Genomic DNA, 25559 nt, shown 5'->3' on the forward strand with positions numbered 1-25559 from the left:
AATAATTTAACTGCCTTATTTGACAGGTACCACCTTCAAATCATGCATGTCAGCGATTTGTTTCATTACCGAGATCAATTCAGAACGCTGCTTGTCGGACAGATGCCCAAAGAACAGGGCGTCGTTTTCATCGGCCAGCGTTGCCAGTCTTGGTACGAGATTTTTTCCAGTTGCGGTCAATAGAATTTGCGTCGCCCTTTTGTCGATCGCAGATGTTTGACGTGACACCATTCCCTTCTCTTCCAGCCGGGTAATGATCTTGGATACAGCACCTTTGGTCATTCCCAGTTCACGCATTAATGCAAAGGGATCGGATGCACCCGTATCAAACAAGCTACGTAATGCAACCCATTCAGAAAGCGAAACCCTTTCCACCGCGACACTCGCCTCGAATCTAGCCGACACATAGTTAGAGACAAAACGCAGCCAAAAGCCGGCATGTGAATCAAGCGAGCTGACGACATGCTTAATGGCTGAATGATGTGATGTACTGGTCTTTTTTTCGCTCATCGCTAAATTCTGAATGTGTTCAACACAGCCATTTTAGTTTCCATAGAAACTAAAATCAAGGTTTTTGGCAATTTTATTGAATGTCATCACATCATCAATGGCGAATAAAAGCTTGACCATGGAGTAAACACCAGGGTTCAACATAGCCTCTCTTAATCTTGGAGAGACTATATGCAACTGAAAACCTATCTGCGCATCGTGCGCGCCAGCGCCTGGTATGACTTGACCGTCACTATAGGATTTGCTACGCCGTGGAGTTTTGCGCTGGTTCACCAATGCCTGTCACAACTCAATAGCAGCCTGGGCATTGCAGGTGAATTCCCGGCTTTTGCCGCTGCGCATGTCCTGATGGCGAACCTGCTGGGGTCTATTGTCACGATCTGGGCCGTACTACGCTTGCGTGACACGCGCATAGAATATGGCCGCTATGATGCTGCTGGGCGCGCCCTGTTCAGTATGTGGCAGTTGTATGCGGTTGCTCATGGAGCAAGCCAGATCATACTGGCGTTCACTGTAGTTGAAATCGCTTTTGGTATTGCACAGTTACTGCCCGTACAAAAACCTGGCAGTAACTGATTAGAGCTTCTGCAAAGCATCCAGCAACGGCACACAGGCATCTGCCACCCGGTTCAGGCTAAGTTCGCGCAATGCAGACAGATCGACCTTGTGTTCGCTTTCCAGACCTGCCCAGGACAACAAGGCGGCACAGGCTTCGGGGTGGTCGAACAGGCCGTGCAGATAGGTGCCCAGTATCAGGTCATCTGGTGAGCGTGCGCCTTCGTCTTCGCCATTGATGGTGAAGACGGGTTGTGTGTCATTGCTGGCATAGGTGACGCCCATATGGATTTCGTAGCCAGTGACCTGTGCGGTGGTGGTATTGAATGCACAAATACCTGTCACCTGCTGCAGGTGTTTTTCTTGCGTCAGTTCAGTGGTGATATCTAGCAAGCCTAAACCATCAGAATCACCAGCCTGCCCTTCGACGCCGTGCGGGTCGCTGATGATTTGACCCAGCATTTGATAGCCGCCACAAATGCCGATGACCTTACCGCCGTAACGCAAATGCCTTTCCAGCACTGGCTGCCAGCCCTGCGCCTTCAGGAATGCCAGATCAGCACGGGTGTTTTTGCTGCCGGGAAGGATGATCAGGTCAGCAGGTGGTATCGCCCTGTCCGGGCCGACGAATTGCAGATCAATATCAGAGTGGGCGCGCAAGGCATCAAAATCTGTATGGTTTGATATGCGCGGGATGGCAGGCACGATGATGCGAAATTTGCCTGCATTGCCCTGGCTGGACTGTATCGCATCTTCAGCATCGAGTTGCAGGCCATGCAGATAAGGCAGTACTGCCAATACAGGCTTGCCGGTCTTTTTTTCCAGCCAGTCAAGCCCCGGTTCCAACAGGCGTATATCACCGCGAAAGCGGTTGATGACAAAGCCGACGATGCGTTTTTGTTCTGATTCAGACAGACAATCCAGGGTGCCAACGAAATGGGCGAATACACCGCCACGGTCTATATCAGCCACCAGGATAACGGGGCAATCCACAGCTTCAGCAAAGCCCATATTGGCAATATCGCGGTCACGCAAATTCACTTCGGCGGGGCTACCTGCGCCTTCAACGATAATCGCTTCATATTGATGTTGCAGGCGGCCATAAGACTCCAGCACTGCCCCCATGGCAATGGTTTTGTATTGATGGTAATCACGCGCATCCATGTCTGCCCAGACCTTGCCATGGATGATGACTTGCGCGCCGGTATCGGAAGAAGGCTTCAGCAAGACCGGATTCATATCAGTGTGCGCAGGCAAACCCGCTGCCAGCGCCTGCAAGGCCTGGGCGCGGCCTATCTCGCCACCATCGATGGTCACTGCACTATTGAGTGCCATATTTTGTGGCTTCATGGGGACAACGCGCACGCCCTGCCTGTGCAACAGACGGCACAAGGCTGCGACCACAGTACTTTTGCCAGCGTCAGAAGTCGTGCCTTGCACCATCAGCGTGGATATTTTCATGGAATAAAATTCTTGTTCAAGAGTTTTGTGCGGACTGCCATTCAGCGATCAGTATATGCAATTGCACCAACCCATGCTGTATCGCCGATGGGCCGGGCGAAAGTATGTCTGCTGATTTAATTTCCAGCACTCTGCCATTCCGCACAGCTGGGATATGATCCCAGCCTTCACGGGCAATCACGCTGTCAGGCCGGAACTTCTTGCCACACCAGGAACCGATGATAATGTCTGGCGCACGCCGTATGATTTCGGCTGGGTCGGCAATAATGCGTTCCCTGGCGCTATGATGCTGTGCCAGGTCAGCAAAAGCATCTTCTCCACCAGCCATATAAATCAGTTCTGACACCCAGCCTATGCAGGACATCAGCGGATCATTCCATTCTTCAAAATAGATTTTTGGTCTCTTTGTCCAGCCAGCACTTTGCTGTTTGACGGTGGCAATTTGTGATTCCAGTTCTGCGATCAGCACGGCACCCTCTTCCTGTTTGCCGACCAGGTTTGCCAATACTTTGATCATATGCAAAATACCAGCCACATCACGCTGGTTGAAAGCATGGACTTCTATACCTGCGGTGATGAGTTCACGCGATATCTCGGACTGCATATTTGAATAAGCAATCACCAGATCAGGTTTGACAGCCAGGATGCGGTCTATCTGTGCAGAAGAAAAACCACTGACCTTGGGCTTCTCTTCACGGGCACGCGCTGGCCTGGTGGTGTAGCCAGAGATGCCAACCACATAGTCTTCTGCCTCCAGGGCATACAAGACTTCTACCGCTTCGGTGGAAAGGCAGGCAATGCGTTGATACAGGCTGGCTGAATTCATTTCTTCCCTTGTGGCTGTGCCACGGTTTTGTCCCGCTTCTGCCTGGCGTGCTCCAGTGCCTGGCATATCAACCTGGCACCTTCGATAATGCGCGGGCCAGAGCGGTTAACCAGATCACCTTCGATGGAGATCAGATTATTGTTTTTTGTCGCCAGCAAGGTAGGAAAAGTTTTCCATTGTTCTACGCCACTCACGGCCTGGGTTTTACTGTCACCAGTAATGATCACTTCAGGATTTTCCTGCAAGACTGCTTCTGTGCCGACGACGGGTGCCGTGGTAGCTAATTTGCCGAAGATATTTTCACCACCGCAGGTACGGATAGCATCGCTGACAATGTGGCTGTCATTCAAAGTGTAGAGTGGCTTGCCCCATACCTGATAAAAGGTCTTGACCTTGCTTTTACCTTGATACTGACTGTTCAGTTGCTGTACTTGTTGCCTGAACTCTGCCGCCGCTACCTGTGCCTGCTTTTCTGTACCAAATAGGCTGCCAAACTTGAGCAAAGTTTCTGCCACATTATCAAGCTTATGCGGTTCACTGAAAAAATAAGGGATGCCGGAATTGTGCAACATTTCCAACTGCCGCTCATAGGCACCGTGCATCCAGACGATGAGCAAGTCCGGTTTCATCGCCAGTATGCGTTCAACATCCAGTTGACGGTTGTCCCCAACCCGCGGGATATTTTTTGCCGCCGCCGGATAATCACTGTACTTGACTGTACCAATGATCCTGTCACCCGCACCTGCAACGTAAATCATTTCCGTCACATGCGGCGACAAACTGATAATCCGCTGTGCAGGCTTAGTCAGCGTCACCTGATTGCCCAAGTCATCCGTCACCGTAATAGCAGCTTGCGTTCTACCAGTCAACACCGCAAAACCGGCTACCATTGCAAAACTCAAAAGCTTGGACATAAACTTCCCGCATTCAAAATATAAAAACGACATACATCTCTGCATTCTCTCTGTGCTCACTCTGTGGTGTAGCAGGGAATCCGAATGGCATGCCATTCGCCTGCGAAACGAAGATTTCCTAAGAGAAATCTTTCCTCCCTCTGTGCCTCTGTGTGGGTGGTCTTAAGAGTCCAACTCACACCATTCATCCAGACCAAGCTCCAACCGCAACCACCCTGCCTCACTTCCAGGCAAACCAAAGCGCAGGCCATGCGGCCTGTGTGGCCCTTGCGTAAACCAGCGCAGCCAGATGCCGCGTTCTGCCATGAACTGCTTTAGCTGTTCCGATTTATTATTCAAATCTCGATGACTGCACCACTGGAACAAATCAGTACCTGATGAACGCATCTCATGCGCTTTCAAAAGCTGACGCAGGCGTTCACCTTCTTGCTGCAAGAGCAGAGCTGTCCGAATTTGCCATTGCTGGTCATTCAGCGCAGAAATGGCAATTTGCTGAGCTGGCCCGCTGACACTCCAGGGACCAAGGTAATTTGCCAACTGTTGCAGCAGATTTTTTTCAGCTGCGACAAAGCCCAAGCGTATTCCTGCCAGGCCAAAGAACTTGCCGACTGAACGCAAGACAATCAGTCCTGGCTGATCTGCATGGGTAACTACACTGATATCTGGCACGGCATCAGCAAAGGCTTCATCAACGACCAGCCAACCACCACGTTTAGCCAGTTGTGCAGCCCAGCTTAAAAGCTGGGCTGACAGGATGAATTCACCAGTAGGATTATTGGGATTACACAGCACCACAACATCTGCCTGTTCGACGGATGCATCCAGTTCTGTATACAAACATTCTGTCACTGTATGCCCCGCTTGCCGCCATTGGTATGCATGTTCAGCATAGCTGGGGGCTGACACAACAACATTCGCAGTCGGAAGCAAGCGTGGCAAGGCCTGGATCACTGCCTGCGAACCTGCCACCGCCAGCATCTGTGGTGCGCGATAATAAGCCTGTGCCGCTTTTACCAGTTCATCAGAATATTCAGGCAAACGATGCCAGGCATTCGCTGACAGTTGCGGTGCAGAATAAAAATGAGGATTGATACCGGTGGACAGATCCAGCCAGTCTTCCAGTGGGCGGCCAAAATGGCGCACGGCATCGCGCAAGTTTCCACCGTGTTCAAGCATGGATGACTCCCCTCAGCAATAAGGCTGCCAGCAGGGCGATGCCACACCACAAGGCTGCACCAGTTTCTACCAGACGCAAGGCACGCAGAATATCTGCTGCTTTTGCCGTATCGCCTTCTCCAAGCGGTGGCCGGGTTTCTACCACACCGTCATAACGGGCTGCGCCACCCAATGCCAGGCCAAGTGCACCAGCACCTGCTGCCATCACCGGCCCCGCATTCGGGCTAGGCCAGTCTGGTGCCTGACGCTGCCAGCATTGCCATGCCAGGCGGGTCTTGCCCAATGTCGCATAGGTGCATGCAGTCAGGCGGGCGGGTATCCAGTTCATGACATCATCCACATGTGCAGCGACACAGCCGAAGCGCAAAAATCGCGTGGAGCGATAACCCCACATGGCATCCAGCGTATTCACCAGTCTGTATAACACTGCACCAGCGCCGCCAAGCAAGATAAACCAAAACAAGGTAGCAAAGACGGCATCGCAACCATTTTCCAGCACGGATTCGACACTGGCTTTGGCCAGATAATCCTCGTCTGCATCCTCAGTATCGCGACTGACGATATACGAGGTGCGTTTTCTGGCTTCTCGCAAATCACCAGCCTGCAAAGCAATAGCGATGGCGGCATTATGTTCATGCAGGCTGCGCAAGCCCAGGCAAAAATATAGCAATATCATATGCAATATAGCGGCCAGCCAAAGGCTGACATGTTGTGCGGATAAAATCGCGAGCACACTTAATGCAAGGAGTGGCAATACAGCCAGACACCAAGCCAAGGCACTGGTCCAGCGACTAGCTTTTGGCGTATTCAGGCGGCGTTCTATGGCATTTACCAGATTACCAAAACCCACCAGCGGATGAAATTTACGCACCTCACCCAGCGCCAGGTCCAGCAAGATACCCAGCAGCAGGCATAGCAGCATGACCAAGCCATCCAGCATCAGCATGGCTGGCCTTTAAAATAGAGCGGCAAACCGGCAGCTACCCACACCACATTATCTGCGGCGGCTGCCACTACCTGATTCAGTCGTCCCGCTTCATCGACAAACCAGCGCGACACAGCCCCCATGGGGACGATACCCATGCCGACTTCATTCGACACCAGGATAATCTGCCCCGGTGCCTGTATCAATGCATCCAGCAAGGCCTGGCGCTGCACAGCAAACTGCGCAGGTGGAGTGATACGGCCCACTTCAGGAAAGTCTGTCGCTTCGGAAAACAACAGATTCGACAGCCAGACCGTCAGGCAATCGACGAGAATAATATTGTCTGCGCGACTATGCGCCATGATGAACGCGCCCAGTTCCAGGCTTTGTTCCAGAGTGCTCCAATGTGCTGGGCGGCGTGCACGATGGTGAGCAATACGCTCCTGCATTTCAGCATCCCCAGCCTTGGCAGTTGCCAGGTACAGTACTTCTTGTTTGCCTTCACTAAACTTGCTTGCCAGTTGCTCAGCAAAGGCACTCTTGCCCGAACGTGCACCACCAAAAATCAGGCTGATACGGTGTACGGATTTCATATGACATCTCTTAAGAGCAACGCTGCTGTAGCCGCCGGATTGGAAGCAAAATAGGCATGAAAATAAGAAGCGCGCACATTGCCAAGCTTGTAAATAGCTTCGCCGTGCTGCTGGGTAGAATGTTTAATCGTATGGCTACTGGCCGCGAATGTGGTTTCAAAACGCGAGTAATGAAAGGTGTGTCCGCGCAATTCGCCCTGCGGTGTTGCCAGGACCTGAGCCCCCAGTGCTGCCAGCCGTTTTTGCATGATGACTTTGCCCGGCAATATGCCAGCCATGGACCAACTTTTTTCCTGTTGATCCACCAGGCCTTCGGTAATCGCCATCATGCCGCCGCACTCTGCCAATATAGGCATGCCTTGCGCATGAGCGGCGTGCAGCGATGCCAGCCATTTGCCAGCCTGCGTCAGTATCTCTGCATGCAATTCAGGATAGCCGCCAGGCAAATACAGGGCATCCGCTTGCGGCGGTATTACTTCATCCGCCAAGGGTGAAAAGAAAACCAGCTCTGCACCCAGTCCGATCAGGCATTCAATATTGGCTGGATAGATAAAAGCAAATGCAGCGTCACGCGCGATGGCGATGATCTTGCCTGCCAGGTTTGCACCTGACTGAGATACATGCTGTGATGCATGTTCGCGCAATTCAAAACTGGTATCCGGCAAAGCATCCCAGGCTTGCATGTCGATTTCCAGGCTGTCGGCCATGACATCAAGTATGGCTTCAATGCGGTCCACTTCTTGCGGCAGGACCAGGCCCAGATGGCGTTCTGGTAAGGCTTGCTCTTGACGGCGCAAGCTGCCGAGCAAGGGTATATCGCGCATGGCAGTCGCTACCATATTGGCATGACCTTCAGATGCAATACGGTTGGCGATGACACCAGCCAGATGCACAGGCCCAAAATCTCGCAAACCCATGGCCAGTGCACCGACAGTCTGCGCCATGGCAGAGGCGTCCAGCACCGCCACAACAGGCACGCCAAAAGCACGCGCCAGATCAGCCGATGAGGGGTTGCCGTCATACAGGCCCATGACGCCTTCGATAAGGATAACGTCAGCATCCAGTGCAGCGCGTGCCAGCATGCCTTCAGAATCAGCCTGCCCTACCATCCACAAATCCAGTGAATGCACGGCTGAACCACAAGCACGTTCCAACATCATGGGATCGATAAAGTCTGGCCCGGTTTTAAATACGCGTACTGTCTTGCCTAGCTTCACCAGCTTGCGTGCCAGTGCTGCAGTAGTCGTGGTCTTGCCCTGGCCTGAAGCAATGGCCGATATCAGTACTACCTTGGCGCTGGGCCTTACCATTCCACGCCTGCCTGAGCTACGATGCCTTCTTTAAAAGCATGTTTGATAACATTAATTTCTGTGACAGTATCGGCAATGGCGATAATCTCTGGCAAGGCACCACGACCGGTGACGGCGACGTGCTGCATCTCTGGCCTGCCATCGAGGTCATCGATAACCATCTGCAAATCCAGGTAATGGTATTTGAGGGCGATATTGAGCTCATCCAGCACCACCAATCCTATCGTAGGGTCATTCAAAAAGCGTTTTGCCTGTTCCCAGGCTGCAGCGGCTTTTTCCATATCGCGTTCACGGTTTTGGGTGACCCAGGTATAGCCCTCGCCCATGGCATGGAATTCCACTTCATCAGGAAAACGGCGCAGGAAAATTTCTTCGCCAGTCGACATCGCGCCCTTGATGAATTGCACTACGCCTACCTTCATGCCATGCCCCATGGCGCGCATGACCATGCCAAACGCGCTGGAGCTTTTACCCTTGCCATTGCCGGTATGTACCAGCAAGACACCAGTCTTGCGCTGGGCTTTCTCTATCTTTTCATCCATCATCGCCTTTTTGCGCTGCATGCGGCGTTCATGACGGGTGTTGATGTTGTCGGTCTCGGCATCCGGCTTTGGTGGCATTGCACTTGTCATGGTGATAGTTTCTCGTTATTTTCAGTTTTGAGGCAGGAATATGGTTTGCCCGCCATGTATGAAGCGTTCTATTGGGTGCCCCAGACAGATACTGAGTTGGGATGCACTGAATATGTCGTCCGCTGGCCCGGCTTGCCAGCTACCATCTCCCATCAGCAACAGGGCGTGGGTGGCAATGCGATAGGCCATGTTGAGGTCATGGCTGACCATGACGACGGCCTTGCTTTGGTGTGCATCTGCTTTACTGCACAAGCGGGCAAACAATTGCATGACGCTGACCTGGTGACCAAGATCAAGCGCACTCGCGGGTTCATCCAGCAACATCCATTTGGCATCCTGGGCCAGTAAGGCGGCAATCGCGACGCGCTGCCTTTCACCGCCAGACAGGCTGCGCACGTCGCGCTCTGCCATTTCGGCGACATCCATTTCGCGCAAGGAAGCCATGGCAAGATCCATGTCGTCATTGTTTTCCCAGTAATGCGAATTCTGGTAAGGATGACGGGCGCTAAGTACCGTATCCAGTGCAGAATAGCCAAAGGCATCCACCCTGCCCTGCGGCAAGAAAGAACGCTCACGGGCCAGTGCCGTCAATGCCCAATCTTGCAAAGGTTTATCACGCAAATAGACCTGGCCACTTTCTATAGGACGCAATCCGGCAAGTGTGCGCAGCAAGGTACTTTTGCCAGCACCATTGCGGCCTATGATGCACCAGCATTCACCTGGTTGTATTTGCCAGTTGAGTTCACGCACAAGTACACGCTTGCCTACCGATAAATTCAGGTTGCGGATATCCATCAGCGCCTCCGCAACTGATGCAATTGCAGCAGGAACATCGGTACGCCTACCAGGGCAGTAATAACGCCAACTGGCAACTGCTGTGGCGCGACCACGGTACGGGCCACTGTATCTGCCAGCACTAGGAAACAGCCACCAGCCAGGGTTGCAGCAGGTGCCAGCAAACGGTGGTCCGGCCCCCAGGCAAAGCGGCAGATATGCGGCATGATAAGGCCAACAAAACCTATACTGCCTGCATTGCTGACCGCACTCGCGGTCAGCAATGCAGAGCATAAAAACAGTAGTTGCCGCAGACGACCAATATTGACACCCAGGGTACTGGCATTGTCGGCATACATGGCTGCGACATTAATGGAACGCGCATTGCGCACGACGAACAGCAAGATGGCGCCAAGTATCAACCAGGGCAGGTAGCGTGACTGAGTATTCGACAGATCACCTATCATCCAGAACACCATGCCGCGCAAGCGGCTGTCTGGCGCAATCGACAGCATGAGAGTGATAATCGCACCGCAACCGGTAGCGACGATGACCCCAGTCAGCAACAGGATAGGTGCACTGCCATCGGCACTACCGGCACCGCGCAAGTCGCGGTAAGCAAGGCCAAATAACAACAGCGCAACGGTAATCGCACCGGCAAAAGCAGCCACATCGACCAGCCAGAATGCACCGAAAAACAAGATGGTCGCCAGCGCGCCGACAGATGCGCCACCGGATATGCCGAGGACATAAGGGTCAGCCAATGGGTTGCGCAATAGCGCCTGCATCATGACGCCGGCAAGCGCTAGCGTAGCACCGGTCACAAAGCCAGTCAGCGCACGTCCCAGTCGCAAATCCAGCAAGCTGCCGGGCAAGGTAGTTGGCGGGCCGCGCAGCAATTCCAGCAAGGCTTGCCATAATTCAGCAAAGCTCAGAGATACTGAACCGCAAACGCAGGCAATCAATATGCTACCTACGGCGGCGGCCAATAAAATAGGGAGAACCAGACCAGCACGTTGAGCGACTGCCATCCTGGGGGATTGCTTGCGCTGTCGTGCAGAAAAAAAAGACGCTATCATTGGTCTGGTCCAAAGGTAAAAGGTTTTGATGTGCAGCATCTTTTAAAAACCAGACCTGCACATCAGCTTATCAGCTTGCTGATGTGATGGGCAATGCAGCAATATTCACCACATCACTTCACATCAATGCCAGACTTATTTAAAGCCGTAGTTCACGCCAACAAATACATTGGAACCGGCGGTCGCATAGCCTTTTGCCAGTTCATAGTCCTTGTTCAGGGCATTATTCCAGCGTGCCAGCACCGTTGTATTTTTTGCGATTTCATAGGTTGCGTACAGGTTCAGCAACTGGTAGGAAGCAAGAGTTCTGCTGTTAGCAGCATCATCAAAACGCTCTCCAGAGAAGATCGTTTCCACACCAATTTTTGCGCTTGGTAAAGCATATTCTGCGGCAAAAGTACCATGCTGTTTGGAGCGACGTGCCAGGCGTTTGCCTGTCGTGTCATCTTTAGGATTCTGGAAGTCAATGGAACCACGCAATGTCAAGTCAGCAAAACGAGTGTTACCACCGATACTCAAACCAGACAATGTCGCTTTATTGACGTTGCGCGCGCAACCAAAAGTATAACCAGGAGGACAATCTATAGAACCGGCAGAAATCAACAGATCGGTTGCCTTGTTTTGATAGTACACCGCACTTAACTGAGTATTACCTTGCTCAAAATACGCACCGATTTCTGCATTCTTTGCTTTTTCCGGTTTATTGGTGGCCACACCATAATTAGGGTAATACAGTTCATTGAAAGTTGGTGCGCGGAAGCTGGTACCATAGCTGGCATTAACGCGCAAGGCATCCGTGAAACGATAACCGTAAGCTACGCTGCCAGTCGTATTGGAGCCATATTGTGAGCTGCGGTCATTGCGTATGCTTGCACTGGCCAGATGAGCGTCTTGCTTGAGCACATAAGATGCAGCAAAGGAGTTTGTCGTCCGCTTGCCATTTAGAGCCAAAGTAGGTGTATCGACGTTTTCTTCCCGTGTTTCAGCGATGAGTTGCAATGTGTCCTTGCCGATACGAATATCATTCTGGAAGCTAAGGCTATCCTGGACAGTGCTAATCTGACTGTAGCTATACTTTGTGCTCGTAACAGATTCTGTCGCCCCTTTGTCGGTGGCTTTGGCTACTTGCAGTGAAGCAGTCCAATTATCAGTAAACTTGCCACGACCAAATACGGCCATAGTTTCCAATGTCGAAATTGAACGGTCTTCACGATTTAAGCCTGAATCATATTGGGCATTATTACGGCTGTGCAAAATACTCGCGCCGAGTTCATAACCCTTGCTAAGTTCCCACACCAGACGGCCATTGAAACTATCCAGTTTGTAGCCATCTTTGTCAGGGTTATAGCCAAAATCCGCTGTTGGCTTGGTCGCAGAAAACCCCTCGCTCTCTTCATGGCCGGCATTCAGGCTGAGACTGAGATTATCGGCTATCGAACCAAAGAAACCTGCCTGCAATTTACGCGTGCCGTAGCTACCCAGGCCAGCCGATACGGTAGGACTGATAGCGCCAGTACCTTTTTTAGTGAATATCTGAATAACGCCACCCATGGCATCAGCACCATACAGACTAGACAATGGGCCATACACGATTTCGATACGGTCGATCTGTGACAACGGGATGGAAGACCAGGTAGCGCCACCAGTAGTAGATGAACCGATGCGCACGCCATCAATCAACACCACGTTTTGCGCATTATTACCACCGCGCATGAAGACGGAAGCTGTCGTGCCAGGGCCACCGTTGCGGGCGATTTCTATGCCGCGCTGTTGCTGCAGCAGATCAACAACGGAAGCAGCGCCGGATTTGGCGATGTCTTCTGCATTGATGACGACGTTATCAGCCAGCACGTCCTTGGCGGCTTGAGTCTGGCGACCAGCGGTAATCACCACGCTGGGAGCCGTGCCTACAGCAGCGGTTTGCGCAAAAGCGATGGTGGAAGGGAATGCAGCGGCAATAGCCAGGCTGAGGGCGAGCGGTTTGAATGCAGATGTCATGATATTTCAGAAAAATGGAGCAAGTGGCCGACGTCCCCGCAGGCTACTTTGAACAAAGCAATAAGGACAATTTGACGTCAGCAACAGGGCCACGCAGGCAGCCTGCACTGTCAGGATTTCACCTTGCCTCAACAAGGCAATTGATGCGTTTCTGTTTAACGAAAGTTCCCCGTCCGTATTGCTTCACTTATTCTGGCCGGTATCCGGGCTGACAAGTATCACCATCTGACCTTCCCATGCACATAGCACAGTGGTATTGGAAAATGGCTGGCTGCGTTTGAACCACATGATGTGAAATGAGTTCAAACAATTTCAAAAAATTGAAATAATCGCAGCAACTTGTACACCGTTGCGGGGGCAGCACACTTTAGCAAGAGCTGAGTGTTTCCCGTTTAACCGCAGATATGAGTATATCCGCGAGCACCAAAACTCCGCCATTCTATAGACAGATGGGGGTAGCCGCAAGTTTGGAAGGTTTAAAAACTGACGCAGCTCAGTTTATTAACTTATTGAAAACAAAGCAGATTTGCTGCAAGTCGGGCAAGAATTCAACTCAGATGGGCGGTCTTGGATATCCACGCAGTCACAAGTTCAGTATGCAATTCAGACATTTCTGAGAGTTGTATACCTACGTGATAGACCTCGCCACTGAGGATGGCATGCCTGACTGTGCCTTTGCAACTGACTTTGTAAATCTGTGATTCCTGAAAAATGCCGGGGATTTCTATCAACATGGGGTAACTGCGTTGCGGCATCAGGGTTTCTGTCGTATGCAGCAGCACACCCTCGGCCGATATATTGACCAGCTTGGCGAGAACCAGTTTGCCGTCAGGCAATTTGACACCTGCGCGCCATGTCACGGTAATGCGTGGGGATCTCCTGAGTTCTATCATGCGATGACCATGGGGCACATGGATACTTGTCAGTCTTGCGTAAATACTATCTGCATTAAGTATGAAATACCAGTGTTTCCTGATATTCACCAAAGGCAAGACTGCGGTTTTGTGCACAGACCAGCTCTGCCAGTTCCTCGGCCCTCATACCTGCCCGCCAGACCAACAACATGCGTATGACACCGGCGTGGGTAACAACAATGGCTTCCGGTATATTCAGTGCACGTATATCATTCAGCCAGTTGATTACACGTTGCGCCAGGTCTATGGCAGATTCAACGCCACCGGGCTTGTAGCTGGCGGGAGCTGCAGCCCAGGCATCTATGTCGGTTCTTGGAATCGCATCCCAGGCTTGCATTTCCCACGCACCGAAATTGAGTTCTTGCAAACGCTCGTCAAATACAGGTTCTATGTACAACAAGCGGGCCAGCTTGGCACAACGTTGCAAAGGGCTGGAAAATACGGGCAAACCTGCTTGCAGCTGACTGGATAATTTCTGCGCCAGTGAAACACAGTCAGCATCAAAGACATCGACATCCGCTTGTCCATAGCACAGACCTTCTGCTATTCGCGGTTTGGTGTGCCGGAGTAAATGCAGGAGCATTTCATGCCACCTGAAAAGCCAGCAAACCCAGGTAGACAGCCACTTCGGCCACCTGCTGGGTAGCCCCCAGACAATCACCCGTAAAGCCGCCTATCCTGCGCTGGAACATACGCGCCATACGCCAAGTCAGCAATAACACCACGCAAAGGGCCAACAGAAGCGAATACAATGGAAAAGGAAAGAAACACAGCAGCGCTGCGCCAGGCAAAAGCACAGTCAGGCAGGCGACGAAAAATTCGCCATTACTCATCTCCTGCGCGAGCGGCTTGGCTTTGCCTTCATGCCGCGCATAGGACATAAGCCAGATCAGGCTGCATGAAGCCAGCCGCGAGAAGGGGTGGGCGAGCAGCAAGGCAGGTACCACTGTCGAGGCAGGCAAACTGACGAGCAAAGTCAGTTTCAGGGCCAGCATCAGTAAAATACCTATGGCACCATAGGCACCGACGCGTGAATCCTTCATGATTTCCAACACGCGCTCTGTCGTCATGCCACCGCCAAAGCCATCGCAGACATCTGCAAAACCATCTTCATGAAAAGCGCCTGTCAGCAAGACGCCTGCGATAGTAGATAGCACCACTGCCACCGCATGTGGCCACAATTGCGCAGCGGCTGCATAAACACTTGCACACACTGCCCCTACGATCCAGCCTGTTGCCGGGAAATACCGTGAAGACTGGCGCAACCAGTCAGGCTCAAACCCTACCCAGGCTGGTATGGGGATGCGGGTAAAGAACTGCAGGGCGATGAAGAATAAGCGTAGTTGATGCAAACCAGCTCCTGCAATATGTAAAGTTATTAGGGCTTACGAAAAATTGTCCCAGCAAGGCGTCAGCGACAAAGACAGTACTTTAGTACGGTTAGGAGCTGCAACGCAGTTGGGGCATTTTTTCGTAAGCCCGAATTGTTTAGTCGCCGCTCTTTTCGCTCACCTGCGCAGACGCAAAAGTCGCCATCTGGTTCAGAAAATTGACCGCAGCTTGCAGCATAGGATAAACCAGCGCTGCGCCCGTACCCTCGCCGAGGCGCAAGTCGAGTTGCAGCACAGGCTTGACCTGCAAGGCCTGCAACATACGGGCATGACCACTCTCGTCAGACTGATGTGAAAACACACAGTAATCGAGTATTGCTGGCTGTATCCTGGCTGCCACCAGCAAAGCGCCGGTCACGATAAAGCCATCTATCAGCAAGACCATGCGGCGCTCTGCCGCGGCCAGCATGGCACCGACCATGGTCGCGATTTCAAAACCACCAAAAGTAGCCAGCAAATCTGCAGGCTCTTCTACATTTGCATGCAAGGCCACCGCAGCTTCAATGACAGCCTGTTTATGGCGTATGCCTTCCGCAGACAAACCTGTGCCTGCACCTACACAATCCGCAACAGGAACACCCGTCAGTTTGTGCATGAGTGCGGCCGCAGCCGTGGTGTTGCCTATACCCATCTCGCCAAACCCCAGCACATTGCCAGACAAACCAGCGACTAGTTCAGCACCATTTTGCATGGCAGCCTGGCATTGAGTAGCAGTCATTGCCGGTTCTTTGGCAAAATTGCGTGTGCCATTGGCGACTTTCATGCTCAACAGTTTTTCACGCGGGCCAAATTCATGATTGACCCCAGCATCCACGACATGCAGAGCGATGTCATTCTGCCTTGCAAAGACATTGATCGCCGCACCATTCGCCAGGAAATTCTCTACCATCTGCCAGGTCACGTCCTGGGGAAAAGCAGAAATACCCTCAGCCACGACGCCATGATCACCAGCAAACACGATGATGGCAGGCTCACGCAACTCCGGCTGTGTGCTTTGCTGTATCAAACCTATTTGCGCCGCCAAATGTTCAAGACGGCCAAGACTGCCCAGAGGCTTGGTCTTGTTGTTGATAGCGGAAGTGAGTTCGGCTTCAAGAGCTGGATTAGCGGTTGCAACAATGTTAGGATTGAGCATATCAGACGATCAATAGTAAAAGCGATCAAGCAAAATCACTACCCAGGTGGCCAGCGCTATCAACACTGTCAGCAAGACAGCGGCACTGCCAAAGTCCTTGGCGTTCTTGGACAAGGTATGGCGTTCCAGCGAGACGCGGTCGACCACCGCTTCTATCGCTGAATTGATCAACTCTACAATCAGGATCAGTACCAATACCACGATCATCATCAGCTTTTCAAAAGCCGATACTGGCAAAGCCAGAGCGATGATGGCGCCAGTAACGACCAGTACCAACTCCTGACGGAAGGCATGTTCGTTTTTCCAGGCGGAACGTAAGCCATCTATGGAATAAAGGATGGCCGAAAATATACGGCGCAGACCACTTTTGCTTTTAAATTCGCTGACAGCTTGTTCTTTTTCAGACATTTTTATTCCTTAAACCCACACTTGAATAGTATTGCAGATGAAGACCAGGTAGCTAGTCTCCACTCAGGTGGCGAATTTTACAGGACTCTAAGTCGGTAACAAGCAGATTTACTTATTGCAAATCAATTTCTTGCGCGCCAAAAGCGCGCTCCATACCCTATCTTGCTGGATATTTTGTATTTTGGCGACGAAGCCGTGACGCGCATTTCACATTGTGGTATAACTTATATATTGCAGCGCACCAACCATAATATGAAAAACGATACGCCCGCCTCTGATAAAACGTCCATACAGGTCATAGAACGCATGGTGTCCTTGCTGGACGCCCTGTCGCGTTACCAGGACCCGGTCAGCCTCAAAGAGCTGGCTATCGTCACAGGCTTGCACCCCTCCACTGCCCACCGCATTCTCAATGATATGGTGCTTACCCGTTTTGTAGACAGGGCAGACACTGGTTCTTATCGCCTGGGGATGCGCCTGCTGGAACTGGGCAATATCGTCAAAAGCCGCTTGAATGTACGTGAGGCTGCGCTGGAATTCATGCGTGCCCTGCACCGCCAGACCAACCAGACTATCAATCTCTCTGTACGCCAAGGTGATGAAATTGTCTATATAGACCGGGCTTTCTCCGAGCGCTCAGGCATGCAGGTGGTGCGGGCAATCGGTGGCCGCGCCCCGCTGCATCTGACTTCAACAGGCAAACTCTTCTTGTCCCTTGATGAACCGAAGGCGATACGCGCCTATGCGACCCGCACCGGCCTGGCTGGTCATAATAAAAATTCGATTACTGATCTCGCCAAACTGGAAAAAGAATTGGCGGCTGTGCGTGAAAACGGCTATGCCAGAGACAATGAAGAACTGGAACTGGGCGTGCGCTGCATGGCGGCAGGCATCCATGACGACAGCTGCAAAATGATTGCTGGCCTGTCTATCTCTGCGCCTGCAGATCGTCTGCAGGAAGAGTGGCTGAGCAATCTGACTGAAACAGCAAGACAGATTTCATTGACACTGGGCTATGTCGTAGGCAGGTGAGCCAGTCTGACATATCAAGTCTTTACAACCAACTGGCTCTTCATGTGTTTTTGCCTTAGCCAACATATTCGATATAGTCGATCCCATTCTGGATGACGCCGATGACCTTGACCTTGTTTTCCTGCCCTTCGGTAAAGCTGGCCAGAGTCCCGGCAAAACTGATCTTATTGGTCGTTAATTCATTTTTCCAATAATCATAGCCAGCCTGATCAGGGATGCGCCCTAAAATATTCTTGTACAAGGTCGTCAGGAAAGTATCTACCGAAGGATTTGCACCGTACAGGGTCTGGAATTCTTTTGACTGCATGAATCCTGCCGCCACCGTTGTCAGGCTGGAACCCTTGTCCATATCCTTGATCCAGTAACCAAGGCCCGCCAGGTCTGGCGTGCGGCCAAAAGCAGCCTGGTAGATACGGTATGCCTGTCCTGCTATGCCGTCGATGTCCAGCGCGACAGACAGGTCTGCAAATTTGAGTCGCTCCACATTGCTGAGTGTGTCCATGCCCTGTGAATTGGGCTTGGCTACACTGAAACCGCTACCGCTACCCGTGACCGTAAAAGCCGACCTCAGGCCTGAGTATAGCGCGGTGTCCATACCCGCGCCACCATCAATCACATCATCACCGCCACCGCCGCGGAACAGATTACTGGTGGCATTGCCTGTCAGCTTGTCATTAAAGGCTGTGCCTATGATATTTTCTATTGTTGCATCAAAGGCGATGGACAAATTATTGATGGCTGCGTCGCCATTCGCAATGCGGCCTACAGAGTTCAAAGAACCCGGCGTCAGGTTGATCGTCACACCAGCGCTGACCTTGGATACGTCTATGGTGTCAACACCACCTGTATCGTTGATGATTTTTAGCGTACGGCCATCGACATCGCTATAGGCATAGATGTCATCACCCGTGTGATAGGCCTTGGTGCCATACAAATACTTCAAAGCCAGCATGTCGTAAGTGGCAAAAAATTCGCCCTGCTGGTTTTGCGCAATGGCATTATAAGACATGACAGAAATCCAGCTGCTGTCCTCCGAGGTCGCCAGATAATTGCCTGCCTCTGCACTCGGCGGTTCGCCTGCATTGTAGTTGCCGGGGTGGTTAAGCCCCAGTGCATGTCCTATCTCATGTATCAGTATCTTGTAGGCCTCGCTCCCCTTTTCATAGCTCACATTCATATACGTGGTTGCCATGAACAAATCGCCGCTGCCAGCAGAAAATGCGGTACCGTCTGCCGTTGGCACAGGTAGTTTGGCGTAACCTGCGCTTTTTTCCTGGATATTGTTTGCCAACCGGATGCCGGACTGAATATCGGTGTCAGCAACTTCCTTGAATGTCACATTCAACACTTGGGAGATTTCGGTGAAGATCGCCCTGGCTGCGGCCATTTGCTCAGCTGTAAACGCTTTGAACCCATTTTTATCTGAGTCGGAAGCATAAGAGGCTGGTGCTTTAATGAAGCTGTAGCTTATTTCTACCGGCGTACCCAAAGCCTTGCCCGCGTTCCAGCGGTAATTGATATCATCAATCAGTACATCTATTCTGTAGTCGCCCGAAAACGGCTTGGCAATAACGGTCTTGTCTGGCATGACTTCACCTCTTCAATAAGTAAGATCAAGTGAAATATCAGGAAAATTGACGTGACACAACAGCACAAACAGCGAAGCGGATACCAAGGGGGATAAATTATTCTACGCCACAAAATAAGCACGCTTGTCGTGAATCCGATACAAACCCAGGGATCAATAGTTAAAGTGTGTTACGGGATTTGTAGTGCCATGGCGCGCTCTTGATCGGTGGATGCGAGATGAATGCGAGACGGGTGCGAGATGAATGCAAGAATGATTTCGGGCAAGCAGATTCGGAATATAAAAACTTGAATTTCCGCAATGCTTGCGCTTGCCGCAAAAAAAATGCCCTTGGAAACAAGGGCATTTTTTGTTGAATATTGATGTTAGCAAGATTTATTTATAAGCACCCGCACCAACAAAGTAGTCATCAATTTTTTCAAAATAACTGGACTTGGTTTCCAGAGCCTTGGTCACAGGATTTGGCCATTGATAATCTATCCAGCCATCGTTCTTGGTTTTAAGCACGGTGATCATATCTTTGATGATGGGCTTGCCTTCAACTTTCAAGTCGATCAAATTCTTGCCTATCATTTTTGGATTTGCGCCATGCGACAAATTCATACCATTCATGTCATACACAAACAAGTACAGATCACGGTCATGAAAATCCTTGTTGGATGCATCATTGAAATCTGCAAAGGCTTTTTCCTTGCCATTTTTCTTGATGTGGGCGATTCCTTTTTTAACCATGGCCTGAGCTTGGGCAGTTGTGCCGCGCTCTTCTCTTGCCATTGCTGACGATGACATAAAGAAACCCATTACTGCCAACAAAAACAGTTTGCTCATTAATTTCATGACTTCCTCCTTGGTGTAGCCAGCCTTTTAGCCAGCATATGTGTTTATTGCTTTGCAGAACCAATCATTCATGACTTGTGCTTTACAGTCCAGCAATAGTCACTGTGCAGTGCAATAAATTTGCCTTTCTTTGCAATTACTCCATCTATAGCATAGTGCAAGAATTTATTTGTAGTTGAGCAAATTAACAACACCCTCCACATCATCCAGACGCCTTACCAGTTTTTCCAGCTCTTTTGCCTGCCCCACCGTTTGCACGCAGCCTTTCAGAGTGACGAACCGGCGCTGGCCTTCTATCCAGATGCTTGTCTCAACAAAACGCCCATCTGCTTCTATGGCGCGTTTTACCCGGGGAATGATTTCCTGATCGTACAGGTAGGAGTTTGGCAGGCGGCACTGACCTGACTGGTAGCAGCTAGTGCCGCGCTCTATTCTGGAATGTGCCTCGGACCTGGCCTGCGCCGCAGTCAGCAAAGGGCCTTCAGGCACTGCACAATCGCTGATGGCATGAGTCACTTTGAGGAAGGGGTCGTTGAAGTAATTGCTGCGAGGCTCTTCAGCGGCAACGGTGGCAGCACCAACAATAAGTACTGACGCAAAAAACAGATGGCAGGTAAATTCTTTTAGCGGCATGCAAACCCCCGTAAGCTGTATGCGCTGCAAACTGGTAAAAACAAGAAATTACATATTAACCATCTTTCAATCAACATGCTTGTTTCATAAAAAAGCCAGCACCTGCTGGTACTGGCTTTCTGACTAAAACAAGGGAGTCGTTAGATTTTCGCCCCAAAGCGATCAAAACGTGGCGAATAGTACTGGTCGCCATTCAGTGAGTACATCAGGCGTTTTACCTGACCAGTAATAAGCTCACGCTTGACCAGGCCTATGTAGCGGGAATCCTGGCTATTGTCGCGGTTATCCCCCAGCATCATATATTCACCCTCAGGAACTTTGACGGGCGGGAAAGAGCGCAGCGCTTCACGCTCTGGCATGACGATCATGTCATGTTGCAGGCTACCCAGGCGTTCTTTGTAAACCAGTTGCTGACCTTTGTATTCGCGTTTGGGCGTCAGATGGTCATCACTACGGGGCTCCAGAGCTTCATAGCTGGCGGCGACACCATTGATGAACAGCTTTTCTTCGCGCATTTCCACCACATCACCAGGCACGGCAACCAGACGTTTGATGAGGCGCACACCATCTGCTGGCGAAGTAAAGGTGACCACATCACCACGTTGAGGGTCAGCCACATGCTTGAGGACAACATCAGTAAACGGCAACTTGACGTCATAAGCCAAACGGTCACAGATGACACGGTCCCCTTCTAGCAGGGTTGGATACATGGAACTGGTCGGCACGAGATAGTAATCAGCCAGTGCACTTCGCACAAAGACCATACCCAGCATGAGTACGATGAAACCTTTATTGTCAGCTAACAGTTTCTTGAGCTTCACAGCAATCTCCAATGACAAAGCAAAAAATATAAACTAATAAATTACCCTTGCCCTGCATAGACAAAAAAATACCCCAAAAGTTCGGGGTATTTTTAAGCATGTTGCAAAAACTATCTGAACAACAGATTAAGCAGATTATTTTGCATGCATCAGTGCAACAGTGGTGTCCAGCATACGGTTGGAGAAGCCCCATTCATTATCATACCAGCTGGATACTTTAACCAGACGGCCAGATACTTTTGTCAGTGTTTCATCATAAGTACTGGAAGCTGGATTGTGGTTGAAATCAACCGATACCAATGGTGCAGTGTTGTAATCCAGAATGCCTTTCAGGGCGCCTTCAGATGCTGCTTTCAGGATCTGGTTGATTTCTGCCACAGACGTATCACGGGCAGCAACGAAAGTCAGGTCAACGACGGACACATTGATGGTGGGTACGCGCATGGCGTAACCGTCGAGCTTGCCATTCAGCTCTGGCAATACCAGGCCAACGGCAGCTGCTGCGCCAGTTTTGGTTGGGATCATGCTCATCGTGGCAGAACGGGCACGACGCAAGTCTTCATGCATCACGTCAGTCAATACCTGGTCATTGGTGTAGGCATGGATAGTCGTCATCAAACCATTGACGATACCAATAGCATCATTCAAAGGCTTGGCCAAAGGTGCCAGGCAGTTGGTTGTGCAGGATGCATTGGAAATGACGGTATCAGTGGCTTTCAACACACCATGGTTGACACCGTAGACGATAGTTGCATCGACATCTTTGCCTCCTGGGGCAGAGATGATGACTTTTTTCGCGCCACCAGCCAGATGGGCAGAAGCTTTTTCTTTTGTTGTGAAGAAGCCCGTGCATTCCAGCACGACGTCGACATTCAATTCACCCCAAGGGATATTGGCGGGATTACGCTCTGCAAATACCTTGATCTTGTCGCCATTGACGATCATGGTATCTCCTTCGACCGTGACTGTGCCTGGGAACTTGCCGTGGGCTGTGTCGTAACGGGTCAGGTGGGCATTGGATTCTGCATTGCCGAGGTCATTGATCGCAACGATCTGGATCTCGTTCTTGAACTTGCCACCTTCGTAATGAGCGCGAAGGATGTTGCGGCCGATACGGCCATAGCCGTTGATTGCGACGCGAATCGTCATGGTTCTATCTCCAAAGGACTAAACAACAATAAATACAATAGGTGAAACTTTAAGACCTCTCAACACAGAGGCACAGAGGCACAGAGGCACAGAGACACAGAGACACAGAGACACAGAGGACTGCAAGAGAACGGCAAAAGCTATTTTGCTTAGGTGAATTATTATTCATCAGCTTTTCTCTTGCCTTTCTCTGTGTCTCCGTGTCTCAGTGGTGAGTTTTTCGGTCTTCAAAATACGTCTAATGCAAAGACAAAGGCGTACGCATGGCGTTGACGGATGCCATCAGCACCGACAAATCGCGCCAGCCGTAACTCACTTCCATCAAATCCATGCCATCCCAGCTAAATGCCTGTTCTATCAACAGCGCGCCGCCCAGTTCCTCGTAAAAATTGCGGGCGATGTCGTTGCCGGATATGACCCACACCAACAAACTCTCTGCGCCTTGCGCCTGCAAGGTACGAGCTACTTTGTGCAGCATGCGGCGACCTATGCCAGAACGTTGCCAGGCAGGTCGCAGATATACAGCGGTCAGCTCGGCCTGCATGCCCAACTTGGTTTCAGGCAGCATCATACCGGATGCAAAGCCGATGATATGGCCTTCGCTCTCAGCCACATACACACAGATGCGGTCTTCTGCCTGCGACATGGCTTGCAGGATTTGCCGCCATTGCAGCATGCTGTCTTCTACACGCATTTCATCCAGATAATGATCCGGGATCATGCCACGGTAAGTCGCTTGCCAGCTTTCCACACGCACAGCAGCAATCGCCTCTGCATCGTCTACGGTAGCACGACGCAGGCTGACCTCTTTGATGCTGCTCACAGTAATGTCTGTCAATTCCGTCTTCCTGCTTGTTTAAGCCAGTGTCGCTTTTACTTTGGCAACGACATTGTCGACAGTGAAGCCAAAGTATTTGAACAGGACGCTAGCCGGTGCTGACTCACCGAAAGTATCAATACCGACCACTGCGCCTTCCAAACCAACATACTTATACCAGAAGTCAGTCACACCGGCTTCGATGGCAATACGTGGCAAGCCCTTGCCCAATACTGCTGCTTTATAAGTTGCATCCTGACGATCAAATACGTCAGTACAAGGCATGGACACTACGCGTACAGCAATACCTTGCTGTGCCAGTTCAACCGCAGATTTGACAGCCAGTTCAATTTCAGAACCAGTGGCGATCAATACAGCCTTGGCATCAGCCACGTCTTGCAGGACATAGCCACCGCGTTGAATATCTGCGATTTGCTGGGCGCTGCGCTCTTGATAAGGCAGGTTTTGACGAGAGAAAATCAGGGTCGATGGACCGTCATTGCGTTTGACAGCGTGCGCCCAGGCAGCGGCAGATTCCACCGTGTCGCATGGACGCCAGTTATCCAGGTTAGGGATCAGGCGCATGCTGGAAACATGTTCTACGGATTGATGGGTAGGACCATCTTCACCCAAACCGATAGAGTCATGGGTGAATACAAACAAGGTACGGATTTTCATCAACGCAGCCATGCGGATGGCATTGCGGCTGTAATCAGAGAAAGTCAGGAAGGTTGCGCCAAACGGTATATAACCGCCATGCAGGGCGATACCATTCATCATTGCGCTCATACCAAATTCACGCACGCCATAGTTGATATGATTACCAGCCTGGTTGCCACGGACAGCGATACTTTCTTTCCAGTTGGTCAGGTTGGAACCTGTCAAATCGGCAGAACCACCGAGGAATTCTGGCAACGATGGCGCAAATGCCTGGATCGCATTCTGGCTGGCTTTGCGGGTTGCGATGTTTTCTTTTTTCTCTACGCAGGATGTAATCGCATTCGCCACCACTTCATCGAAGTTGGCTGGCAAGTCGCCATTCATGCGGCGTGTCAGTTCAGCCGCTTTTTGTGGGAACTGGGCTGTGTAGGCTGCAAATTGTGCATTCCATTCGGCTTCGGCTTTAGCGCCAGTTGCTTTGGCATCCCAGGCAGCATAAACGTCAGCGGGGACTTCAAATGGCGGGTATTCCCAACCGATGTTGGCACGTACTGCGGCAATTTCCTTGTCGCCCAATGCAGCACCGTGCACATTGTGCGTGCCTTCCATATTTGGAGAGCCCTTGCCAATCACGGTTTTGCAGCAGATCAGGGTAGGCTTGTCGGATGTTTTGGCTGCTGTGATGGCATTGAACACTGCTTCAGCATTATGACCATCAATTGCGGGAATTACATTCCAGCCATAGGCTTCAAAGCGTTTTGGCGTATTGTCTGTGAACCAGCCTTCGACGTGACCGTCGATAGAGATGCCATTGTCATCCCAGAAAGCGATCAGTTTATTGAGTTGCAGCGTGCCAGCCAGTGAACAGGCTTCATGCGAAATGCCTTCCATCAGGCAGCCGTCGCCCATGAAGGCGTAGGTGTAATGGTCGACCACTTTCAGGTCGCCCTGATTGAATTCGGCTGCCAGCAGTTTTTCAGCCAGCGCCATACCAACGGCATTGGTAATGCCCTGGCCCAGTGGGCCAGTAGTCGTTTCCACACCTGGCGTAATATGCACTTCAGGGTGACCGGCAGTCTTGGAATGCAGTTGACGGAAATTCTTGATCTCATCCATAGATAGGTCATAGCCTGTCAGATGCAGCAACGAATAATGCAACATCGAACCGTGACCATTCGACAACACAAAGCGATCGCGGTTTATCCATTTTGGATTAGCCGGATTGTGGCGATAATGGCCTTTCCACAAAGCAACAGCGATATCGGCCATGCCCATAGGCGCGCCCGGGTGACCGGAATTGGCTTTTTGTACGGCATCCATGGACAAGGCACGAATTGCATTGGCCATCTTGGTAAGTGTTGCTGGCTGAAGAGATGAAATCATGGTGTCAGAAGTTTGTCTTGAGAAAACTGGTCAGTGTT

At 51.1% G+C, this 25559-nt stretch carries 26 protein-coding genes and 1 riboswitch; of the genes, 2 read left to right on the forward strand and 24 right to left on the reverse strand.

Features of this window, described 5'->3' with window-relative positions; genetic code table 11:
* Positions 1-15: 15 nt before the first annotated feature.
* Positions 16-510 (reverse strand): MarR family winged helix-turn-helix transcriptional regulator, encoded by a 495-nt coding sequence (locus tag ACO0LG_RS21045; protein ID WP_423029522.1) that lies wholly within the window; start codon positions 508-510, stop codon positions 16-18.
* A gap of 171 nt (positions 511-681) precedes the next feature.
* On the opposite strand from ACO0LG_RS21045, the gene ACO0LG_RS21050 reads away from it, so the two are divergent.
* Positions 682-1086: a hypothetical protein gene (locus tag ACO0LG_RS21050; protein WP_423029523.1), complete on the forward strand. Its 405-nt coding sequence runs from the start codon at positions 682-684 to the stop codon at positions 1084-1086.
* On the opposite strand, the gene ACO0LG_RS21055 is transcribed toward ACO0LG_RS21050, so the two are convergent.
* The 16 genes from ACO0LG_RS21055 to ACO0LG_RS21130 form a co-directional block, all read right to left on the reverse strand.
* The gene (locus ACO0LG_RS21055; RefSeq protein WP_423029524.1) at positions 1087-2526 is read right to left on the reverse strand and encodes a cobyric acid synthase; all 1440 of its coding nucleotides are present in this window, start codon (positions 2524-2526) and stop codon (positions 1087-1089) included.
* Positions 2527-2542: 16 nt separating this feature from the next.
* Positions 2543-3418 carry a cobalamin-binding protein gene (locus tag ACO0LG_RS21060; protein WP_423029525.1) on the reverse strand — a complete coding sequence of 292 codons (876 nt, stop codon included), beginning with the start codon at positions 3416-3418 and terminating at the stop codon, positions 2543-2545.
* Complete coding sequence (locus ACO0LG_RS21065) at positions 3349-4266, reverse strand: cobalamin-binding protein (protein WP_423029526.1); 918 nt, start codon at positions 4264-4266, stop codon at positions 3349-3351. Before ACO0LG_RS21065 ends, ACO0LG_RS21060 begins: the two co-directional genes overlap by 70 nt.
* A gap of 162 nt (positions 4267-4428) precedes the next feature.
* Complete coding sequence (gene cobD, locus ACO0LG_RS21070; RefSeq protein ID WP_423029527.1) at positions 4429-5442, reverse strand: threonine-phosphate decarboxylase CobD; 1014 nt, start codon at positions 5440-5442, stop codon at positions 4429-4431.
* On the reverse strand, positions 5435-6382 hold the full coding sequence (cbiB, locus tag ACO0LG_RS21075) for an adenosylcobinamide-phosphate synthase CbiB (protein ID WP_423029724.1): 948 nt from the start codon (positions 6380-6382) through the stop codon (positions 5435-5437). The genes cobD and cbiB overlap by 8 nt, the downstream gene beginning before the upstream one ends.
* Entirely contained in the window at positions 6382-6960 is a 579-nt protein-coding gene (cobU, locus tag ACO0LG_RS21080) for a bifunctional adenosylcobinamide kinase/adenosylcobinamide-phosphate guanylyltransferase (protein WP_423029528.1), read from the reverse strand. The genes cbiB and cobU overlap by 1 nt, the downstream gene beginning before the upstream one ends.
* Complete coding sequence (locus tag ACO0LG_RS21085) at positions 6957-8270, reverse strand: cobyrinate a,c-diamide synthase (RefSeq protein ID WP_423029529.1); 1314 nt, start codon at positions 8268-8270, stop codon at positions 6957-6959. The genes cobU and ACO0LG_RS21085 overlap by 4 nt, the downstream gene beginning before the upstream one ends.
* Positions 8264-8902, reverse strand: a complete 639-nt coding sequence (cobO, locus tag ACO0LG_RS21090; RefSeq protein WP_423029530.1) for a cob(I)yrinic acid a,c-diamide adenosyltransferase — start codon at positions 8900-8902, stop codon at positions 8264-8266. The genes ACO0LG_RS21085 and cobO overlap by 7 nt, the downstream gene beginning before the upstream one ends.
* A gap of 21 nt (positions 8903-8923) precedes the next feature.
* Complete coding sequence (locus tag ACO0LG_RS21095) at positions 8924-9697, reverse strand: ABC transporter ATP-binding protein (RefSeq protein ID WP_423029531.1); 774 nt, start codon at positions 9695-9697, stop codon at positions 8924-8926.
* A complete protein-coding gene (locus ACO0LG_RS21100) occupies positions 9697-10707 on the reverse strand; it encodes a FecCD family ABC transporter permease (RefSeq protein WP_423029725.1) in 1011 nt (336 codons plus the stop codon). The genes ACO0LG_RS21095 and ACO0LG_RS21100 overlap by 1 nt, the downstream gene beginning before the upstream one ends.
* 183 nt (positions 10708-10890) lie before the next feature.
* Positions 10891-12753, reverse strand: coding sequence for a TonB-dependent receptor domain-containing protein (locus ACO0LG_RS21105; protein ID WP_423029532.1), 1863 nt, complete (start codon positions 12751-12753; stop codon positions 10891-10893).
* A gap of 177 nt (positions 12754-12930) precedes the next feature.
* A riboswitch (cobalamin riboswitch) is annotated at positions 12931-13196 on the reverse strand.
* A 105-nt stretch (positions 13197-13301) separates the two neighbouring features.
* On the reverse strand, positions 13302-13646 hold the full coding sequence (locus tag ACO0LG_RS21110; RefSeq protein ID WP_423029533.1) for a PilZ domain-containing protein: 345 nt from the start codon (positions 13644-13646) through the stop codon (positions 13302-13304).
* Positions 13647-13701: 55 nt separating this feature from the next.
* Entirely contained in the window at positions 13702-14250 is a 549-nt protein-coding gene (locus ACO0LG_RS21115) for a histidine phosphatase family protein (protein ID WP_423029534.1), read from the reverse strand.
* A 1-nt stretch (position 14251) separates the two neighbouring features.
* Positions 14252-15019: an adenosylcobinamide-GDP ribazoletransferase gene (locus ACO0LG_RS21120; RefSeq protein ID WP_423029535.1), complete on the reverse strand. Its 768-nt coding sequence runs from the start codon at positions 15017-15019 to the stop codon at positions 14252-14254.
* Between the two features lie 136 nt (positions 15020-15155).
* The gene (gene cobT / locus ACO0LG_RS21125) at positions 15156-16193 is read right to left on the reverse strand and encodes a nicotinate-nucleotide--dimethylbenzimidazole phosphoribosyltransferase (protein ID WP_423029536.1); all 1038 of its coding nucleotides are present in this window, start codon (positions 16191-16193) and stop codon (positions 15156-15158) included.
* Between the two features lie 9 nt (positions 16194-16202).
* The gene (locus tag ACO0LG_RS21130; protein WP_423029537.1) at positions 16203-16601 is read right to left on the reverse strand and encodes a diacylglycerol kinase; all 399 of its coding nucleotides are present in this window, start codon (positions 16599-16601) and stop codon (positions 16203-16205) included.
* A gap of 252 nt (positions 16602-16853) precedes the next feature.
* Here ACO0LG_RS21130 and ACO0LG_RS21135 point away from each other — a divergent pair, with 252 nt between their 5' ends.
* On the forward strand, positions 16854-17633 hold the full coding sequence (locus tag ACO0LG_RS21135; protein ID WP_423029538.1) for an IclR family transcriptional regulator: 780 nt from the start codon (positions 16854-16856) through the stop codon (positions 17631-17633).
* 55 nt (positions 17634-17688) lie between these two features.
* Here the strand turns inward: ACO0LG_RS21135 and ACO0LG_RS21140 are convergent, their stop codons facing one another.
* The 7 genes from ACO0LG_RS21140 to tkt form a co-directional block, all read right to left on the reverse strand.
* Positions 17689-19221 carry a M57 family metalloprotease gene (locus tag ACO0LG_RS21140; protein ID WP_423029539.1) on the reverse strand — a complete coding sequence of 511 codons (1533 nt, stop codon included), beginning with the start codon at positions 19219-19221 and terminating at the stop codon, positions 17689-17691.
* A gap of 375 nt (positions 19222-19596) precedes the next feature.
* On the reverse strand, positions 19597-20058 hold the full coding sequence (locus ACO0LG_RS21145) for a cache domain-containing protein (RefSeq protein ID WP_423029540.1): 462 nt from the start codon (positions 20056-20058) through the stop codon (positions 19597-19599).
* A gap of 165 nt (positions 20059-20223) precedes the next feature.
* On the reverse strand, positions 20224-20691 hold the full coding sequence (locus ACO0LG_RS21150) for a BON domain-containing protein (RefSeq protein ID WP_423029541.1): 468 nt from the start codon (positions 20689-20691) through the stop codon (positions 20224-20226).
* A 140-nt stretch (positions 20692-20831) separates the two neighbouring features.
* Positions 20832-21512 carry a signal peptidase I gene (gene lepB, locus ACO0LG_RS21155; RefSeq protein WP_423029542.1) on the reverse strand — a complete coding sequence of 227 codons (681 nt, stop codon included), beginning with the start codon at positions 21510-21512 and terminating at the stop codon, positions 20832-20834.
* Between the two features lie 135 nt (positions 21513-21647).
* Positions 21648-22661, reverse strand: a complete 1014-nt coding sequence (gene gap / locus ACO0LG_RS21160; protein ID WP_423029543.1) for a type I glyceraldehyde-3-phosphate dehydrogenase — start codon at positions 22659-22661, stop codon at positions 21648-21650.
* A 238-nt stretch (positions 22662-22899) separates the two neighbouring features.
* A complete protein-coding gene (locus ACO0LG_RS21165) occupies positions 22900-23499 on the reverse strand; it encodes a GNAT family N-acetyltransferase (RefSeq protein WP_423029544.1) in 600 nt (199 codons plus the stop codon).
* Between the two features lie 18 nt (positions 23500-23517).
* The gene (gene tkt / locus ACO0LG_RS21170) at positions 23518-25521 is read right to left on the reverse strand and encodes a transketolase (RefSeq protein ID WP_423029545.1); all 2004 of its coding nucleotides are present in this window, start codon (positions 25519-25521) and stop codon (positions 23518-23520) included.
* Positions 25522-25559: the final 38 nt, after the last annotated feature.

Origin of the sequence: Undibacterium sp. Ji42W (assembly GCF_049340405.1) — a bacterium.
Lineage (GTDB): Bacteria > Pseudomonadota > Gammaproteobacteria > Burkholderiales > Burkholderiaceae_D > Undibacterium.